Origin of the sequence: uncultured Sphingomonas sp., assembly GCF_913774285.1 — a bacterium.
GTDB lineage: Bacteria > Pseudomonadota > Alphaproteobacteria > Sphingomonadales > Sphingomonadaceae > Sphingomonas.
The window spans coordinates 19,262-38,300 of sequence record NZ_CAJYHX010000009.1; the positions used below are offsets into that span (position 1 = coordinate 19,262).

Consider the following 19,039-nt stretch of genomic DNA (forward strand, 5'->3'; position numbering starts at 1 on the left):
CCGCCGCCCCGGTTGCCCGGGACGGCGGCTGCTGGTTCGATGCTGGTCGATCGACTTAGAAGGCGACGACGAGCGAGCCGGTGATCGAACGCGGCGTGCCGATGATCGAGTTACCGATCGAATAGCGGTTCGGCAGGCCGACGAAGCCGTTCGAGCCGCTGAGGCCGCCGACGTAGAACTCGTCGAACAGGTTGCTCACGTTCAGCTGGAAGAAGGTCTTGTTGTTGTTGACCAGCTTGCCGAGGTTGATGCGCGCATCCAGGTCCACGGTGACATAGGACGGGATCTGCGCACCATAGACCTGCTGCTGCGCGTTGCTCGGGCAAATGCCGCCGACGGTCGAGCCGGCGCAGACATAGACCGGCAGGTTCTCGTCGTTGATGAAGCGCGCGCCCGTATACTTGGCCTGCACGCCCAGATCAAACAGACCGATGGTGCCCTGCGCACGGCCGCCGAACATCCACTTGGGCGAACCGCCTTCGCGCTTGCCACGGGTCTGGAAGTAGGTGGTCGTGTAGGTCGTCGTGCCGTTCGCGGTCACGCTGATCTGGCCGGCCTCGGTATCGCGACGGATGCGCGACTTCAGGTACGAACCGAAGACGTACAGCTGCACGGCGCGGATCGGCGTGTACTGCACCGACGCGTCGAGACCGTACTTATCCACGGTGCCGAGGTTGCGGTAGATGCTGGTGTCGCTCTCGATGTCGTAGACCGAGACGGTGCGGTTCTGGAACTGGGTGTACCAGCCTGCGAGCTGCGCCTGCACCTTGCCGGTGTTGTAGCGCAGGCCGAGGTCGAACGAGTCGGTGGTTTCCGGCTTCGGCGTCGCCTGGCTGGTGCCCTTCGGATAATAGAAGGAGTTGTACAGGTTGTCCGTGCTCGGCACCGACAAGCCCTTGGCGTAGCTGGCATAGATGCTGAACGCGTTGGCGAACTTGAACGTCGCGCCGACGTTCGGCAGCGCGCGGTTGTAGTTCAGCGTGCGCGACTGCGGCGGGGCAAAGCCGACGACGCAGGCATTGGCGAGGTTGCTGCACGAGCCGGTTGCCGGACGCGTCACGCCGCCGGCGCTTGCCGTGTTCGGCGCGATATAGGTGTAGGGGTTGGCGGCCCCGTAAGCAGCGACCTGGGTCGGCGAGACGCAGGCGACGTTGCCGTTGGCGGCGACGGTGAAGCAGTTCTGCTGCAGCTCGCGGCGGAAGAACGGCGCGCGGACGCCCAGGTTCACCGTCAGCGCCTGATCGAGGAACTGGCCGCGATATTCGGCCGAGACCTGGTTCAGGATTGCCTTCGAGCGGCGATCACGCTTCTGCAGCGGCACGCCGTTGGCATCGAGCAGCGGGTTGTTCACCGGGAACACGTCGAACGGCTCGCCATTGATGTTGACGAGGCCGACTTCGCCGGTCTGGCGATGCTTGCCGTAATCGAGCGTGTAGTTGAGGCGGACGCGGTTGTTGTCGTTGATCTCGTAGGCGAGACCCGCGACTGCGCCGAAGCGACGGGTCTGGGTCTGGCTCGGCGCGATGCCGAGGATCGTGTCGAGCGTGTCGCCGTCGCCGTTCAGGTCACGGCCGACATAATAGCCGAAGCCCGAGGGCGAGGCGTTGCCGGCGTTGCCGCCCTGGTTGATCACGCCGCTGATGCGATCATTGATCGCGGTCTGCGGCAGGTTCGCGGTGCTCTCGAGCAGGCTGACCGTGCCGCCGCCATTGGCCTTGGTGTACTGGTAGCTGGCGTCGAAGGTGAAGATCAGCTTTTCGGTGAGCGTGAAGCGCGAGCCCCAGCGCACGTTGCCGGTGTTCGACGGGTTGTAGCGACGGTCGAATTCGGTACCGCAGCTGGCGCCGGCCGTCGGGGCCGCGGGTGCCGGGGCAAGGACATCGGCCACGCCCGGACGTGCCGCCGTGTTGATCTGGCACGGATAGTTGATGTTGTAGAAGCGCTCGCGGCGGGTCAGCGGATAGCGGTTCGCGCTGTTCGGGCCGGTGATGCGGGTGCCCGAGGCGACGATCGCACCGTTGGTCAGCGCATAGCTGCTGGCCGTATCGGTACGCAGCGGCACCGAGCCGAAGAAGTTGTTGCGGTTCTCGTTCCACTGGCCGGCGACCGAGACGAAGTCGCCATTGTCGCCCAGGCTCTTGTAGATGCGGGCGTTGTACTGCTGCTTCTTCAGCTTGCCGTAGTTGTTGAACGGCTGGTTTGCTTCGGTGTCCGAAGCCGAGAAGAAGGCGCGGACGCCGGTGTGGGCGATGTCGCCGGTGTCGACCATGCCGAACATGCGGAAGATCGGGCGGTGCATGTTGCCGCCGACGCCGATGTAGTCACCATAGGTGCCCGAGACCATCGCGCCGAACTGCTCGGAGGGAACGCGGGTGCGGATGTTGACGGTGCCGCCGACGGCCGAGGCGGTCGGGCTGTCGACGTCGGTGGTGCCGAGGTTGACGTTGATCGACTCGAGCGTTTCCGGATCCTGCTGCTGGTTCGAGTAGATCGCGTAGTTGCCGGTGTCGTTCAGCGGAATGCCGTCCAGCGTCTGCGAGATGCGCGAGCTGTCGAAGCCGCGGATCGTGAAGGTGCCGCCGGCGGCACCCGTCGCGTCGTTGTTCTGGAAGCTGACGCCCGGCACCATGTTGATGATGTCGTTGACGGTCTGGCCGGGGCGCTGGCGGCTGATCATGTCGCGGCCCACGGTCACGCGCGACTTGGGAACGTCCGGGATGATCACCGACTCGTTGATCGTGCGCGAACCGGTGACGACGATGTCGGCCGGCTCTTCGAAGCTGGTGGAGCCGGAGGACTGCGCAAAAGCGCTCGCCGGAAGAAGCAGCGCGGCAGCGGCCACGCCTGCATAGAGGTTCGTTCGCATCAGAGTTCCCTTTTAGAGCCTGTGGCTGCCAGTCGTGGCGCTTCGCGCGCCATCTGTCTGGCTGCCCCCTGCTTGGATTTGATTGCGGAATTGTGACAGTCAATCCTCGCGTAACGTTCCACTATGGTGCGTTGCAAAATGGCATCACTCGGAAGTGCTTACGATCGCCAGCCAATCGCTCTCGCTGATCACGCGAATCCCCAGATCCGCAGCCTTTTTCAGCTTCGATCCGGCGCCCGACCCGGCGATCACCAGGTCGGTCTTTGCCGATACCGAGCCCGAGACGCGCGCGCCCAGCCGCTCCGCCTGCGCCTTGGCCTCGTCGCGGCTGACCGCTTCCAGCGTGCCGGTGAAGACCAAGGTCTTGCCGGTTACTTCCGAGTCGCGCGATTCCACCACGAAGGGCGGGGGCGAGACCTCGCGGAGCAGATCGGCCCAGACGGCGCGGTTGTGGGGCTCGTGGAAGAAGTCCGCCAGTGCCTGGCCGACTGCGGCGCCGACATTCTCCACGCCAATTCGCTCGGCGATTGCCTTGTCGAGCCGGGTGCGGTGCTTCGCCTCGGTCTCGCCGAGCTGGAGCGGCGTGGCGTCGCGCAGCGCGATCAGTTCGTCGGCGAGCGCTTCCAGCGCGGGCAGGGTGACGTAGCGCTTGAGCAGGTCGCGCGAAGTGATCGCGCCGATATGGCGGATGCCCAGGCCGAACAGCAGCCGCGCGGCATCGGGTGCGCGCTTCGCCTCGATCGCGGCGAGCAGGCCGTCGACCGACTTCTCCTGCCAGCCTTCGCGACCGAGCAGTTGGTCGCGGTGCCGGGCGAGTCGGAAGATGTCGGCCGGTTCCGCGATCCAGACCAGGTCGAGCAGCTCGATCAGCGTCTTCTCGCCCAGCCCATCGATATCGAGCGCGCCCCGGCTGACGAAATGCTTCAAGCGCTCCAGTCGCTGCGCCGGGCAGATCAGCCCCCCGGTGCAGCGGACGTCGACTTCGCCTTCCTCGGCGACCGCTTCGGACTGGCAGATCGGGCAATGGGTGGGGAAATGCCAGTCCGCGCGGGGTTCGTCGCGGGTCAAGTTCTCGACGATCTGCGGGATCACGTCGCCGGCGCGCTGGAGCACGACGCGGTCGCCGGGGCGCACGCCGAGGCGCTCGATCTCGTCGGCGTTGTGGAGCGTCGCGTTGCTGACGACGACGCCGCCCACCGTCACCGGCTCCAGCCGGGCGACCGGCGTGAGCTTGCCGGTGCGGCCGACCTGGATGTCGATCGCCTGGAGCGTGGTCTGGGCGCGCTCGGCGGGGAATTTGTGCGCCAGGCCCCAGCGCGGGGCGCGGCCGACATAGCCGAGCCGTTCCTGCCAATCGAGCCGGTCGACCTTGTAGACCACGCCGTCGATATCGAACGGCAGGTCGGCGCGGCGCGTCTCGATCGCGCGATACTGGGCGAGGGCGTCGTCCAGTGTGGGCGCGCGGACGAACAGGTCGGAGACCGGAAAGCCCCAGGCGCGGATCCGGTCGATCGCCGCATACTGCTTGCCGGCGAGCGGTTCGCTCAGCTCGCCCCAGCCCCAGGCGAGGAAGCGCAACGGCCGCGTCGCGGTGACGGCGGCGTCCTTCTGGCGCAGCGAGCCGGCGGCGGCGTTGCGCGGATTGGCGAACTGGCGCGCTTCCTTGCCGGTCTCCTCCGCTTCGAGCAGCAGCCGCGCGTTGAGCGCCGCGAAGTCCGCCTTGGCCATATAGACTTCGCCGCGCACCTCGCAGACGGGCGGCGCGCCTTCGATGCGGTGGGGAATGTCTCGAATCGTGCGGACATTGGGGGTCACGTCCTCGCCGATCCGGCCGTCGCCGCGGGTGAGGGCCTGCACCAGCACGCCGTCCTCATAGCGCAGCGAGCAGGACAGGCCGTCGATCTTGGGCTCGGCGGTAAGTTCCACCGGCGCATCGTCGGCCAGCTTGAGGAAGCGGCGCACGCGGCCGAGAAAGTCGGCGACGTCCTCATCGGCAAAGCCGTTGTCGAGGCTGAACATCTGCCGCGCATGCACCACCTTGGCGAGCGGGCCCGAGGGCGTGGCGCCGACCTGCCGCGAGGGCGAATCGGCGCGGACGAGCTCTCGGAAGGCTGCCTCGATCTCGGCGTTGCGGCGGACCAGCGCGTCGAAGTCCGCGTCGCTGATCTCGGGCGCGTCGGCATCGTGATAGCGGCGATTATGGTACGCGATCTCGGCGGCGAGCTTCTCGAGCTCGGCGGCGGCTTCCTCTTGCGTGCGGGGCAGCGTCATGGCGTTCGCGCTAGGGGATTGGGGCGGTTGATCGCAAGGGGCTTTGCGGCCATCACCCGCGCCCATGCGTATTGCGACCATGGCCAAGGCATTTGTCGGACTCCTGCTCTGGATCGTGGTGGCCCTGTGCCTCTTCCTGACGTTGGTGCCGCCCTTCCTCGATCGCATCTATTATCGAGGAGCGGAAACCGCGCATTTCGACGGGGCGCACTTTGCCAACCCCGATGGCGACAGCGCGCCGGTGCCGGCGTCGGGCTTTGCCTTCCTCGCGAATCGCCTCGCCAACGCGACGCGGCAGCCGCCCTGGCCGGCCAGCGTGCCGGTGACACCGGCGCGGCCGCCGGCGCGGGTGGACGGGCAGGCGATGAAGGTTACCTGGATCGGCCATGCCAGCGTGCTTATCCAGACCCAGGGGCTCAATATCCTGACCGATCCGGTGTGGAGCGATGTCGCGGGGCCGTTCGGCATCGGGCCGAAGCGGGTGGCGGTGCCCGGCGTGCGGCTCGCGGATCTGCCGAAGATCGACCTGATCGTGGTCAGCCACAACCATTACGACCATCTCGACCTCGCGACGCTCAAGACAATCTGGCAGCGCGACCGGCCGGCGATCGTCACCGGACTCGGCAACGACAGCGTGATCGGGCAGGCGGGCGTGCCGGCACGCGGACTCGACTGGGGGCAGCGGCTCACGCTCAGGCCCGGCATCGACGTGGTCGTCACGCGCAACCATCACTGGAGCAGCCGCTGGTTCGCCGATCGCAACCGTGCGCTCTGGTCGAGCTTCGTGGTGACGCTGCCGGGCGGCAACCTGTTCTTCGCCGGCGATACCGGCTGGGGCGACGGCAAATGGCCCGCCGAAGCCGCGGCACTGGGTCCGGTGCGCTTCGCCGCGATTCCGATCGGCGCCTTCCGGTTCGCCCCCGGCCAGATGGCCGCGGATGCGCATATTGGTCCGCGTGATGCGATCCGGGCCTGGAACGGGCTTGGCCGCCCCTGGGCGCTGCCGATCCATTGGGGCACCTTCCGCCTCTCCTGGGAAGCCTATCGCACCCCGCCGGACCTGCTTGCGGCGATGCTGCGCTGTGGCGGGACCGGCGCCGATCGCTTTGTCGATCACGCTATCGGCCGCAGCTTCGACGTCCTCGCGATCGGCACCCCGCCGCCTGCGCCGAACGACCAGGGCATCGCGGCGTGCGGTGCCGAGGGACGCTTCGACCGTTTCCGCTGAGGTTGAGGTGCTTCCCAACCGTTCCTAAGAAGGCGTAAGGGGCGGGGACGGATGCAGCACGATAGCGGCGCGGGGCGCCATCTTGAAACGAACGGTGGGCAGATCGCCAGGGCGCTGGCGACGGGCAGCGGCCTCGGCGGACTGCTCATCCTCATGCTGCTGATCGCGGCGGGGCAGCGTGCGCCGCTGGCACTACTGACGGGGTGGGCGATCGGCACGCTGTTCGCTGGCTTGGCGCTCGCGGCGGTCGGCGGGCCGATCTGGCTGCTGCTGCATGCGATCGGGCTGCGGAAGGGCCGCTATGCCGCTGCAGTGACGGGACTGCTCGGGCTGGGCCTGTTCGTCGGCGCGCAGAGCGGCGGCAGCATGTTCAGCCTGGCGCCGATCGATACGCGCAGCTGGCTGCTCGGGCTGGCGTTCAAGCTCGCGCAAGCTGCGGCAATTACGCTCTTCGCCGGTGGTATCGGTCTGGCGATGTGGCGGATCGCGTACCGGCCAAGTTCCTGACCGATAGGCCGCTTTTCAGACGGCGCCCCGCACCCCATATTCCGGCCATGGCGATCCAGATCCGGACCAACCTTGCCGAGCCCGAAACCGGGCAGGCTTTCATCCCCCACCGCCCCCAGCGCCCGGAAAAGGCGGAGGGCGGCAAGCGCTTCAAGCTCGTATCCGAATATCAGCCCTCGGGGGACCAGCGTTTCGCGATTCCGGAACTGGTCGAGCAGGCGCGGGCCGGCGAGCGCGACCAGGTGCTGCTCGGCGTCACCGGATCGGGCAAGACCTACACCATGGCCAAGGTCATCGAGGAACTGCAGCGCCCCGCGCTGATCCTCGCGCCGAACAAGATCCTCGCCGCGCAGCTCTATGGCGAGTTCAAGAACTTCTTCCCCGAAAACGCGGTCGAATATTTCGTCAGCTATTACGACTATTATCAGCCCGAGGCCTATGTGCCGCGGTCGGATACGTATATCGAGAAGGAAAGCTCGATCAACGAGGCGATCGACCGGATGCGCCATGCCGCGACCCGCTCGCTGCTCGAACGCGACGACGTGATCATCGTCGCTTCGGTCTCGTGCCTCTACGGTATCGGCTCGGTCGAGACCTATTCGGCGATGATCTTCGACCTGAAGAAGGGTCAGGTGGTCGATCAGCGCGAGATCATCCGCAAGCTGGTAGCACTCCAGTACAAGCGCAACGATGCCGCCTTCGGGCGCGGCGCGTTTCGCGTGCGCGGCGACAATCTCGAGCTGTTCCCCTCGCACTATGAGGATACCGCCTGGCGGATCAGCTTCTTCGGCGACGAGATCGAGGAGATCGTCGAGTTCGATCCGCTGACCGGCAAGAAGGTGGCGAGCCTCGACTATGTCCGCGTCTATGCCAACAGCCACTATGTGACGCCCGGGCCGACGCTGAAGCAGGCGATGGAGGCGATCCGCCACGAGCTGACCGAGCGGCTCAAGGAACTGGAGGCCGAGGGCAAGCTGCTGGAACTGCAGCGGCTGGAGCAGCGCACCAATTTCGATCTGGAGATGATCGCAGCGACCGGCAGCTGCGCGGGGATCGAGAATTACAGCCGCTTCCTAACCGGCCGCCTGCCCGGCGAGCCGCCGCCCACCTTGTTCGAATATCTGCCGGAAAACGCGCTGCTCTTCGTCGACGAAAGCCACCAGACGATCGGCCAGATCAACGGCATGTCGCGGGGCGACCACAAGCGAAAGCTCACGCTCGCCGAGTACGGCTTCCGCCTGCCGAGCGCGATCGACAACCGGCCGCTACGCTTCAATGAATGGGACGCGATGCGGCCCCAGACCACCTATGTCTCGGCCACCCCCGGCGACTGGGAGATGGAGCGCACCGGCGGCGTGTTCGTCGAGCAGGTGATCCGTCCCACCGGGCTGATCGACCCGCCGGTGGAGATCCGCCCCGTAGAGGAGCAGGTGCAGGACCTGATCCAGGAGTGCAAGGCGACCGCCGCCAAGGGCTATCGCACGCTGGTGACCACGCTCACCAAGCGGATGGCCGAGGACCTGACCGAGTACATGCACGAGGCGGGCGTCAAGGTTCGCTACATGCACTCGGATACCGAGACGCTGGAGCGCATCGAGCTGATCCGCGACCTGCGCATGGGCGTGTACGACGTGCTGATCGGCATCAACCTGCTGCGCGAGGGGCTCGACATCCCCGAATGCGGGCTGGTCGCGATCCTCGATGCGGACAAGGAAGGGTTCCTGCGTTCCGAGACCTCGCTGATCCAGACGATCGGCCGCGCCGCGCGCAACGTGGAAGGTCGCGTGATCCTCTATGCCGATCGCATGACCGGCAGCATGGAACGCGCGCTGGCCGAGACCGGCCGCCGCCGCGAGAAGCAGATGGCGTACAATCTCGAACACGGGATCACGCCGGAGACGGTCAAGAAGAATATCGGCGACATCATCGCCCATGTCGCCTCGAAGGATGGCGTGACGGTGGAAATCGATGCCGATCGTCCGCACATGGTCGGCCACAATCTGCGCGGCTATATCGAGGAGCTCGAGAAGAAGATGCGCGACGCTGCCGCGAACCTGGAGTTCGAGGAAGCCGGCCGCCTGCGCGACGAGATCCGCGCGCTGGAGGCGGAGGAACTCGGCCTGCCCGAGAGCGAGCGCAAGGCACCGGTGATGGGACGGTCGAACGAAGGCAAGCCGGGCACGCGGAAGACTCGGTTCGGGAAGCAGACCAAGACGAAGTTCGGCGGGCCGCGGAGGGGGTAGGTCGGGCGGTCGTCTCGATCTTCCAGTCCGTCGTGCAGCGCGGTTCGTGCAGTTGAGCCGCGGCCCGCTCGCGTCCATAAGCCCGGCCATGCGTTTGCTTTCCCTGTTCGCCGGCGTCGGCCTCATCGCGCTCGCCGGTTGCGTGCCTGCTCCCTCCACGCCGCCGCCCGCACCTGCCCCCCGACCGGTGCCGGCACCTGTGCCTGCGCCGCCGCCGCCCGCGGCCAAGCCGACGATCGGCGCGGACTGGCGTGACTGGCCGCTCACGCCGGGCGATTGGCGCTATCGGGCCGGCAGTGCGACCTACGGCGTTGCCGGCGGCGCCCCGCTCGCCACCCTGCGTTGCGATCTGGCGGCGCGGCGCGTGACGCTGTCGCGCACCGGCACCGCGCCGACGACGCTCACGGTCCGCACCACCAGCGCGGTGCGCGCCATCCCCGCCACGCCCGATTCCGCCGCACCCGGCATGCTCGCCATGGCCTTCGCCGCGAACGACAGCTTCCTCGATGCGCTGGGCTTCAGCCGCGGACGGTTCGTGATCGAGGGCGGGGGGCTGCCGGTGCTGGTGATTCCGGCCTGGCCGGAGATCCTGCGGGTGGTGGAGGACTGCCGCACATAAGGCGACGCAGCGTACCGCTTCGGCCCAGACTTCCAGAATCGCACCGATAAAATTCTTTTACAAGACTTGTTCTGCGACTCACGGTCATCCTACATGTCAAGTGTGTCGAGAGGCACAGGCTCTTCAACAAGCGAAAGGAGGTGATCCGATGTCTCATGGTTCAGCAGTGAGGTCGGTTCAGTTCGTTCGGGAGACGCGCCGCTGATCCTGCCGCGTGGATGGAAGCCCTCCATCCATATTGCCGCCGGGAGGTATCCTCCTCCAATCAACGCCGGCAGTTGCAGGTAATGCGGTCCGCATGGTCTCCCGGGCTGGAGCTCTCCGGCCGCTGACCATGTCGGGGGTCGCCGGGTACCTTGGACAAGGGCCCGGCGGCCTCTTTCATTTTCAGGGCTATTCTTTCGCAGCTCGTGCCATGTTGAATGGTTATCGGAAGATGACGCTTCCGATATGGACTTGCCCCAACTAGGCAGACCCCGAGTCGGCAGGGCACATCCGCACGCTCCAGGGAATTTGGCAGCGGAGCGCCCGATGCAGCAGGCAGAGCAGGGACATGCGGACGCGGCGCTTGGCGCCTGTATGCGCATGATGCTGGAGGCATTGCCTTCGCCGGTGCTGCTGATCGACCGTACCGATCGTATCGTCGAAGTGAATCAGGCGTTTTGCGACCTTGCCGGCAAGGATCGCGCCTATTGGCTTGCTTCGCCTGTCGAGGCGTATCTGTCCCCCGATCAGATTGCACGCTTCACCGCCGAGCACGCGCAGGTCTTCGCCACCGGCGAGGATCTCGAAACCGAAGAAGTGATCGACGGGCATGACGGAACGCGCCGCAACGTCGTCACCCGCCGTCGCCGTATCTTCGCTGGCGACACGCCGCTGGTGCTGACCATTCTTACCGACATTACCGCGCTGCGCACGGCGGAGGCGCACATCCGCCACCTCGCCTATCACGACACGCTGACCGGCCTGCCCAACCGTGCCGCGCTCAACGAGCAGTTGGCGGTCGCGCTGGCCAATCAGGCACCGGCGCTGCTGCTGATCGACCTCTACCAGTTCAAGGACATCAACGACGCTTTCGGGGATGGTGTCGGCGATGCCCTGCTTCGCGCTTTCGCCTACCGGCTCGCGGGCGTTGCCCGCGGGTCGGACCGGCTAGCGCGGACCGGCGGAGACACGTTCGCGGTACTGGTCGATGATTGCCGCGACGCTGCCGCGGCGGAAGCAGCCTGTCAGCGCCTGCTCGCGCAGCTCGATTCACCGATCGTCGGCCCTTCCGGCGCGGTGACGCTGGGCGTGTCGATCGGCTGCGCCTGGGCAGAGCCTGGCCTGTGTGCCGACGAGCTGCATCGTCGCGCCGAGTTCGCGTTGTACGAAGCAAAGCGCCAGCCGGCCAACGCCTTCTGCTTCTACGATGCGGCGCTGGCCGACGAACGGCATGCCCGCCGCAAGCTCGAGGCGGACCTGCGTGCCGCGCTTGCCGCAGGAGACCAACTCGACGTCCATTACCAGCCGGTGATCGACGCCTGCGGCCACCGCGTCGTCGGGGTCGAGGCGCTGGTGCGGTGGCAGCACCCGCAGCAGGGCATGATCCCCCCGCTGCGCTTCATCCCGATCGCCGAAGCGAGCGGGCTGATCGTGCCGCTCGGCGAATGGGTGCTTGATCGCGCGGTCGCGACGATGGCGGGCTTTCCGCAGCTATCGCTTGCCGTGAACCTGTCGCCGATCCAGCTACGCAGTCCGGGGATCGACGCCCAAATCCTTGCGATCCTCGCGCGGCACGGCATGGACCCGCGGCAATTGCAGCTCGAAGTTACCGAAAGCACGATGCTGGCGATGGATGCGGGCGTGGAGCTGGCGCTGGCGCGGCTGCGCGAGGCAGGGGTCCAGCTGGTGCTCGACGATTTCGGCACCGGTTATTCCAGCCTCTCGCACCTCCACAAGCTGGCGGTGGACCGGGTGAAGATCGACCAGAGCTTTGTCCGCGATCTCGCGCGTTCGAAGGATGCGCGGGCGATCATCCAGGCCGTGCTGGGCATCGGCCAGTCGCTTGGAATCGGGGTGACGGCGGAAGGGGTGGAGGACGAGCTGCAGCAGAGTTTCCTGCGCTCCTTCGGCTGCAACGAATATCAAGGCTATCTGTTCTCGCGCCCCTTGCCGGCCGCCGATGCGGTTACCTTTCTCGAAGCGCATATGGAGCGCGCGGCCGCCTGAACCGTGCTAGCGCAGCACGACGCGTCCGGCGGCGCCCCGCGGTACTAGGCGCGGCGCGAGGCTGGGGTTGCCGGGATAGCGGCGTCCGTCGAAGCGCAGCCGCACATCATATCCGCCCCGGATGCCGCCACCGGCGACATGTGCGGCAAGGTCGTGCCATCCCCTGGTCTTGCTTGCCAGTACGCGGATCGGCAGTCGGGTGACCGGCATCCTGTTCATCACGCGCCACCCGCGGCCCCGGCGGGCGAGGACGTACAGCGTGCAGCCGCCGCTGCCGCACTGCCCCGCCGCCTGCGCATAGGCCAGCACCTCCGGCGTGCCGTCGGTGTTCAGGTCGGTCGCGACAGCGCGATAGCGATCGAGATGGAGTGTACCGGCGAGGAAGGCCTCGGCGGAAGCGGGAACCGGCGCGGCGATCGAGAGCAGGGCAGCGAGCAGCATCGGGACGAACTCCGGCGTGATGCCGCGATCCTATCTGTCACGCTCTCGGGAACAAGCGCCTAGGTTTCCGCCGCCAGCCCCTTCAGCTTGTACAGAACGTCCAGTGCCTCGCGGGGGCTGAGCGCGTCGATGTCGAGCGCAACCAGTTCGTGGCGCAGCGCGTCGACCTTTTCTTCCTCGGCCTGCGCGGCGGCCGCGAAGAGCGGCAGGTCGTCGAGGCCTGCCGCGAGGCCGCCGGTCTTGGCGCGGCCGGCCTCGAGCTTGTCGAGCACCGCCTTGGCGCGCTTGACGGTGGCGGGCGACATTCCCGCGAGCCGGGCGACGGCGATGCCGTAGCTACGGTCCGCCGGGCCCTCGGCCAGTTCGTGGAGCAGCACCAGTTCCCCCTTCCATTCGCGGGCGCGGACATGGTGGAGGGTCAGGGCGTCGCAGCGCTCGGCCAGCCGGGTCAGCTCGTGATAATGGGTGGCGAACAGGCAGCGGCAGCGATTTTCCTCGTGGATCGCCTCCACCACCGCCCAGGCGATGGCGAGCCCGTCATAGGTGGAGGTGCCGCGGCCGACCTCGTCGAGAATCACGAAGCTGCGCGGGGTGGCCTGCGCCAGGATCGCGGCGGTCTCGACCATCTCGACCATGAAGGTCGAGCGGCCGCGCGCCAGATTGTCCGAGGCGCCGACGCGGCTGAACAGCCGGTCGACCAGCCCCAGCGTCGCGCGCGTTGCGGGCACGTAGCTGCCGGCCTGCGCGAGTACCGCGATCAGCGCATTCTGGCGCAGGAAGGTCGACTTGCCGCCCATGTTCGGGCCGGTGACCAGCCACAGGCGGGAATCTTCGGACAGCTTGCAGTCATTCGCCACGAAGCGGCCGCCGGCGCGGGCGACGGCGGCTTCCACCACCGGATGGCGCCCGCCCTCAATGTCGAAGCAGCTATGCTCGACGAGCTCGGGACGTGCCCAGCCGCCTTCGGCCGCGCGTTCGGCCAAGCCCGCGGCGACGTCGATCCGGGCGAGCGCGTCGGCGGTGGCGGCGATTGGTTCGCGGCGGGCGAGCGCCTGGCCGGTCAGGTCCTCGAGATGCGCGGACTCGGCGGCGAGCGCGTGCGCTCCGGCCTGGGTGACCTTGACCGCGACGTCGTGCAGCTCGGGGGCGTTGAAGCGGACGACGCCGGCCAGCGTCTGGCGATGGGTGAAGCCGCTGTCGGGCTTCATCAGCGCGTCTGCCGAGCGGGCGGGGACTTCGATATGGTAGCCGAGCACGCCGTTGTGGCGGATCTTGAGCGCGGTGATGCCGGTGCGGCTGCGATATTCGGCTTCCAGCAGGGCGATGGCGCGGCGCCCGCCGGCGCCCGCGTCGCGCAGGTCGTCGAGCGCGGCGTCATAGCCCTCGGCGATATAGCCGCCATGCGCGGCATCCACCGGCGGCTCGGGGACGAGCGCGCGGCTGAGCAGGTCGATCAGCGCGCCGTGGCCGCGCAGCTGGGGCGCGAGCTCGCGGAGCAGGGCAGGGGCGTCGGCGAGACGGTCGAGCTTTTCGCCCAGCCGCCAGGCGCCGTCTAGGCCGTCGCGGAGCTGGCCGAGATCGCGGGGGGAGCCGCGGCCAGCGGCAAGGCGGCCGAGCGCGCGGCCGATATCGGGCAGCGCGCGCAGCGTGGCGCGGATGCTGTCGCGCAGGCCCGCATCGTCGTGGAACAGCGTGACGAGATCGAGCCGCGCATCGATCGCGGAGCGGTCCATCAGCGGTGCGGCGATGTCGGCACCGAGCAGGCGTGCGCCGGCGCCGGTCACCGTACGGTCGGCCGCATCGAGCAGGCTGCCCTTGCGGGCACCCGCGGCGCTGACCGTGAGTTCCAGGCTCTCGCGCGTCGCGGCGTCGATCGCCATCGCCGCCTCGGCGCGGCTGACGCGCGGCGGGCGCAGGAACGGGAGCGAACCCTTGGCGGTGTGCTCCAGATAGGCGACCAACCCGCCCGCCGCGGCCAGCCCGGCGCGGGAGAATTGCCCGAAGCCGTCGAGCGTCGCCACGCCGAACAGCCGCTTGAGTCGCGCCTCGCCGCCGGCGCTGTCGAAATCGAGTTTGGGGCGCAGCGCCGTCGCCAGTTCAGCGAACTCGGTCGCGTCGCAGGCGATCGTCTCGGCCGGGTTGAGCCGGGCGAGTTCGGCGCCGAGCCGCGCGGCGTCGGTCTCGATCAGCTCGAAGCGGCCGGTGGAGATGTCGGCACAGGCGATCGCGACGCCGCCGCCTGCCTCGCCCACCGCCACGCACCAGTTGGCGGAGCGGCTGTCGAGCAGCGCCTCCTCGGTCAGCGTGCCTGCCGTCACCACGCGGATGATCGCGCGGGAGACCAGCGCCTTGGAGCCGGCGCGCTTCTTGGCTTCCTCGGGGGTCTCGGTCTGGTTGGCGATGGCAACGCGGTGGCCGGCTTTGATCAGCCGGGCGAGATAGGCCTCCATCGCGTGGACGGGCACGCCGCACATCGGGATCTTGTCGCCCTCATGCTCGCCGCGCGAGGTGAGCGCGATGTCGAGCACGGAGCTCGCCGTCTTCGCGTCCTCGAAGAACAGCTCGAAGAAGTCGCCCATCCGGTAGAAGAGCAGGCAATCCCCCGCCTCTTCCTTGAGCGCGAGATACTGGGCCATCATCGGAGTAGGGGCGGCAGAGGACATCGCGCTTCGCTACCGGAAGCACGGGGGGCGGCACAAGCCGCGGCCATGGGGTGACGCTGGTGGAATCTGGGGATAAGGCGCGGGGCCATGACCTTCTTTTCCGCGCAGACGGGCAAGGCAGCGGTGCTGCGATGGCACTGGATCCTGCTGCTGTCGTTGCTGTCGATCCTGCCCTTCCTTTTCGTGCGCGTGCCGCCGCTGGTCGATGTGCCCGGGCATATCGGGCGGTTCGCGGTGCAGTTGGCGCCGGCGGAGAACATCCTGCACCGCTATTTCGTCTTCACCTGGCGGCCGACGCTCAACCTGGGCGCGGACCTGATCGTCCAGGCGCTGCACCCGCTGCTGGGGCCGGTGGCGGCGATGTGGCTGGTCTGCGCGGCGGTGCCGGCGCTGACCGTGCTGGGGCTGCTGGCGGTCACCCGGCGGCTGAACCCGGGCGGCGCGGCGGCGCTGCCCTTCGCCCTGCTGTTCGTCTACAACGATTCCTTCCTGTGGGGCTTCGTTAATTATGCGCTGAGCGCAGCGCTGTCGCTGTGCGGCTGGGCGCTGTGGATGGCACTGGAGCGACGCAAGGCCGTGCGGGCGCTTGTCTTCGCGCTGTTCGCCCCCGCGCTGTTCCTGGGGCATGGTGAAGGCGGTGCGCTGCTGCTTCTATGGGTCTCGGCCTGGGAGGCGGAGCGGATCGGCCGCTGGTGGCAGCCGCGCGGCCTGGTGACGCTGGCGGGGCGGCTCTGCCCGTTCCTGTTCGTCGCGGTGCCGGTGATTCTGTCCGCCGGCGGGGAAAAGGGCGGCAAGACCGTCTGGGACTTCCCCGGCAAGATCGACGCGCTGTTCAACATGCTGCGCGACCAGAACATGGTGTTCGATCTGGCGAGCCTGGGCGCCGCCTTTGCGGTGCTCCTCTATGGCCGGCTGCGCGGTGCGCGGCTGGCGCGCGGGGGGTGGCTGGCGGTGTGGGTGAGCTTCGCCTTGTTCCTGGCGGCGCCCTACCAGCTTTCCGGCACCGCCAATGTCGATGCGCGGCTGATCGCGCATGCCATGATGCTGGCGCTGGCGCTGCAGGACTGGAGCCACGTGCAGCGTCTCCCGCGCGCCTGGGCCGCGGGGGTGGGGGCTCTGCTGCTGGTGCTGCGCTTCGGCGTCACCACGGCGAGCTTCGTCGGCTATGGCCAGCGCTATCAGCGCGAGCTGCAGGCGCTCGATCATGTCGCGCGGGGCAGCCGGGTGCTGAACCTGACGTTCACGGATTGCGGGCTGCGCGGCTGGCGCAATCCGCGAACGACCCATCTGGCCAATCTCGTAACCCTGGAGCGCGATGCCTGGGTGAACGCGCACTGGGCGGTGAAGTCGGTCCATCTGCTGGAATCGCGCTACGCTCCGACGGGATATGCGACGGATCCTTCGCAGCTCGTGTCGCCGTCCGACTGCGTCGGACCGACCGGTGCAGGCAGATATCGCCACACGATCGCCCAGCTCCTGCCGACGCTGCCGCTCGACCAGGTCGACTATCTCTGGCTGATCGGCGTGCAACTGCCGCCAGGCGTCCACGACCCGCGGCTCGTGCCGATCTGGCGCTCCAGCGACAGTGCGCTGTACGCAATTCGTCATATTAAAGCGACGTAGGGGAAAGCACGGAAAACCACTTCTGTGGTTTGCAATCGCTGCTGTTGGCTGCTTTAGGGACGCAAACAGTCCGAGAAAATTAGGAGCCGAGCGGATGGCCGAAGAGAGCAACGTCCAGTTTTCCGATCGCGAGGCACTTCGCTATCACGCTGAAGGCCGTCCGGGTAAGATCGAGATCGTCGCCTCCAAGCCGATGGCGACTCAGCGCGATCTGGCGCTGGCCTACTCCCCCGGCGTTGCCGTGCCGGTGCTGGCGATCGCGGAGAACCCGGCTACCGCCTATGACTACACGGCGAAGGGCAATCTCGTTGCCGTGATCTCGAATGGTACCGCTATCCTGGGTCTCGGCAATCTCGGTGCGCTCGCGTCCAAGCCGGTGATGGAAGGCAAGGCGGTGCTGTTCAAGCGCTTCGCCGATGTCGACTCGATCGACCTCGAGTTGAAGACCGAGGATGTCGATCGCTTCATCGACGCGGTCGAGCTGATGGAGCCGAGCTTCGGCGGCATCAACCTGGAGGACATCAAGTCCCCCGAATGCTTCGTGATCGAGCAGACCCTGCGCGAGCGCATGAACATCCCGGTGTTCCATGACGACCAGCACGGCACCGCGATCATCGCCGCCGCCGGTATCATCAACGCGCTGTACCTCACCGGCCGCGACCTGAAGACGACCAAGATCGTCGTCAACGGCGCCGGCGCCGCCGCGATCGCCTGCACCGAGCTGATCAAGGCAATGGGCCTGCCGCAGGACAATCTGCTGATGTGCGACCGCACCGGCGTGATCTACCAGGGTCGCGAAGGCGTGAATCAGTGGCAGTCGGCGCACGCCGCCAAGACCGATCGCCGCACGCTGGCCGAGGCGCTCGAAGGCGCCGACGTGTTCCTCGGTCTCTCCGCCGCCAACGCGCTGCCGGCCGAACTGCTGGAGAAGATGGCGCCGAAGCCGATCATCTTCGCGATGGCCAACCCGGACCCCGAGATCACCCCGCCCGAGGCCAAGCGGGTACGGCCGGACGTGATCATCGCCACCGGCCGTTCGGACTATCCGAACCAGGTCAACAACGTGCTCTGCTTCCCGTTCATCTTCCGCGGCGCGCTCGACGTGCGCGCGACCGGCATCAACGATGCGATGAAGGTCGCCGCCGCCCGCGCGCTGGCCGAACTCGCCCGCCAGCAGGTGCCCGAGGAAGTCGCGACCGCCTATGGCACCTCGCACAGCTTCGGCCCGGACTACATCATCCCGACCCCGTTCGATCCGCGCCTGATCGAGATCATTCCGGCGGCGGTGGCGCAGGCCGCGATGGATTCGGGCGTCGCGACCCGGCCGATCATCGACATGACCGCCTATCGCCAGCAGCTGCGCGCGCGGATGAACCCGACCACGTCGGTGCTCAGCATGGCGTATGAAGGGGCTCGCGCGCAGCCGAAGCGGGTCATCTTCGCCGAGGGCGAGGAAGAAGTGGTGCTGCGCGCCGCGATCGCCTTCCAGGAAGGTGGCTATGGCACGCCGGTGCTGGTCGGCCGCGAATCGGTGCACGATCAGCTCCGCGCACTCGGCGCCAACCCCGATCATTTCGAGCTGCACAACAGCGTCAACTCGCCCCTGGTCGAGGAGATGGTGGAGACGTTGTACAAGCGTCTCCAGCGCCGCGGCTATCTCCGCCGCGATTGCGAGCGGATGGTCAACCGCGACCGCAACATCTTCGGCTCGCTGCTGCTCCGCCTCGGCCATGCCGATGCGATGATCACCGGCGTCACCCGCACCTATGCCGAGACCATGCGCCAGGTGCGCCGCGTGATCGATCCGGTCGACGGCCGCACGCCCTTCGGCATCCATGTGCTGGTCGGCCAGTCGCACACCGTGTTCATCGCCGACACCACGGTCAGCGAGCGCCCGAGCGCCGAGGAACTGGCCGACATCGCCGAGCGCACCGTTCAGGTCGCCAAGCGGATGGGCCATGAGCCGCGCGTCGCGCTGCTCAGCTACTCCACCTTCGGCAACCCCGAGGGCAAGTGGATCGACAATATCCGCGACGCGGTGAAGGTGCTCGACGCGCGCGGCGTGACTTTCGAATATGAAGGCGACATGGCGCCCGACGTGGCTTTGAACCCCAAGCTGCTCGCCAACTATCCCTTCGCGCGCCTTTCCGGCCCGGCCAACATCCTGATCATGCCCGGCCTGCAGTCAGCGAACATCTCGGCCAAGCTGCTGCGCGAGCTGGGCGGCGATTCGACCATCGGCCCGATGCTGATCGGCATGGAAAAGTCGGTGCAGATCGCGCCGATGACCTCCACCGCCAGCGAGTTGGTGACGCTGGCGGTGCTGGCCGCGGGCGACATCGCCCGCTGAGGTTCAGGCGAGCATCG

At 67.5% G+C, this 19,039-nt stretch carries 11 protein-coding genes; 7 read left to right on the forward strand and 4 right to left on the reverse strand.

Going from position 1 to position 19,039, the window contains the following annotated elements; all coding sequences use genetic code 11:
- Positions 1 to 55 precede the first annotated feature (55 nt).
- Together QZ670_RS05585 and ligA are read right to left on the reverse strand one after the other, a co-directional pair.
- On the reverse strand, positions 56 to 2,866 hold the full coding sequence (locus tag QZ670_RS05585) for a TonB-dependent receptor (protein ID WP_294252792.1): 2,811 nt from the start codon (positions 2,864 to 2,866) through the stop codon (positions 56 to 58).
- Positions 2,867 to 3,010: 144 nt separating this feature from the next.
- Positions 3,011 to 5,137 (reverse strand): NAD-dependent DNA ligase LigA, encoded by a 2,127-nt coding sequence (ligA, locus tag QZ670_RS05590; RefSeq protein ID WP_294252793.1) that lies wholly within the window; start codon positions 5,135 to 5,137, stop codon positions 3,011 to 3,013.
- Between the two features lie 64 nt (positions 5,138 to 5,201).
- Between ligA and QZ670_RS05595 the strand changes: the two genes are divergently transcribed.
- The 5 genes from QZ670_RS05595 to QZ670_RS05615 all read left to right on the forward strand — a co-directional run bounded on the left by QZ670_RS05595 (position 5,202) and on the right by QZ670_RS05615 (position 11,945).
- On the forward strand, positions 5,202 to 6,365 hold the full coding sequence (locus QZ670_RS05595) for an MBL fold metallo-hydrolase (protein WP_294252794.1): 1,164 nt from the start codon (positions 5,202 to 5,204) through the stop codon (positions 6,363 to 6,365).
- 51 nt (positions 6,366 to 6,416) lie between these two features.
- Entirely contained in the window at positions 6,417 to 6,872 is a 456-nt protein-coding gene (locus tag QZ670_RS05600; protein ID WP_294252795.1) for a hypothetical protein, read from the forward strand.
- Between the two features lie 47 nt (positions 6,873 to 6,919).
- Positions 6,920 to 9,115 carry an excinuclease ABC subunit UvrB gene (gene uvrB, locus QZ670_RS05605; RefSeq protein ID WP_294252796.1) on the forward strand — a complete coding sequence of 732 codons (2,196 nt, stop codon included), beginning with the start codon at positions 6,920 to 6,922 and terminating at the stop codon, positions 9,113 to 9,115.
- Between the two features lie 88 nt (positions 9,116 to 9,203).
- A complete protein-coding gene (locus QZ670_RS05610) occupies positions 9,204 to 9,734 on the forward strand; it encodes a hypothetical protein (protein WP_294252797.1) in 531 nt (176 codons plus the stop codon).
- 579 nt (positions 9,735 to 10,313) lie between these two features.
- Positions 10,314 to 11,945: an EAL domain-containing protein gene (locus QZ670_RS05615; RefSeq protein ID WP_294252798.1), complete on the forward strand. Its 1,632-nt coding sequence runs from the start codon at positions 10,314 to 10,316 to the stop codon at positions 11,943 to 11,945.
- Positions 11,946 to 11,951: 6 nt separating this feature from the next.
- Here the strand turns inward: QZ670_RS05615 and QZ670_RS05620 are convergent, their stop codons facing one another.
- Both QZ670_RS05620 and mutS read right to left on the reverse strand, forming a co-directional pair.
- The gene (locus QZ670_RS05620; RefSeq protein ID WP_294252799.1) at positions 11,952 to 12,386 is read right to left on the reverse strand and encodes a hypothetical protein; all 435 of its coding nucleotides are present in this window, start codon (positions 12,384 to 12,386) and stop codon (positions 11,952 to 11,954) included.
- Positions 12,387 to 12,445: 59 nt separating this feature from the next.
- Complete coding sequence (gene mutS / locus QZ670_RS05625) at positions 12,446 to 15,025, reverse strand: DNA mismatch repair protein MutS (RefSeq protein ID WP_294252817.1); 2,580 nt, start codon at positions 15,023 to 15,025, stop codon at positions 12,446 to 12,448.
- Positions 15,026 to 15,136: 111 nt separating this feature from the next.
- On the opposite strand from mutS, the gene QZ670_RS05630 reads away from it, so the two are divergent.
- Both QZ670_RS05630 and QZ670_RS05635 read left to right on the forward strand, forming a co-directional pair.
- Entirely contained in the window at positions 15,137 to 16,672 is a 1,536-nt protein-coding gene (locus tag QZ670_RS05630) for a hypothetical protein (RefSeq protein ID WP_294252800.1), read from the forward strand.
- Between the two features lie 94 nt (positions 16,673 to 16,766).
- A complete protein-coding gene (locus QZ670_RS05635) occupies positions 16,767 to 19,022 on the forward strand; it encodes an NADP-dependent malic enzyme (RefSeq protein ID WP_294252801.1) in 2,256 nt (751 codons plus the stop codon).
- Positions 19,023 to 19,039 lie beyond the last annotated feature (17 nt).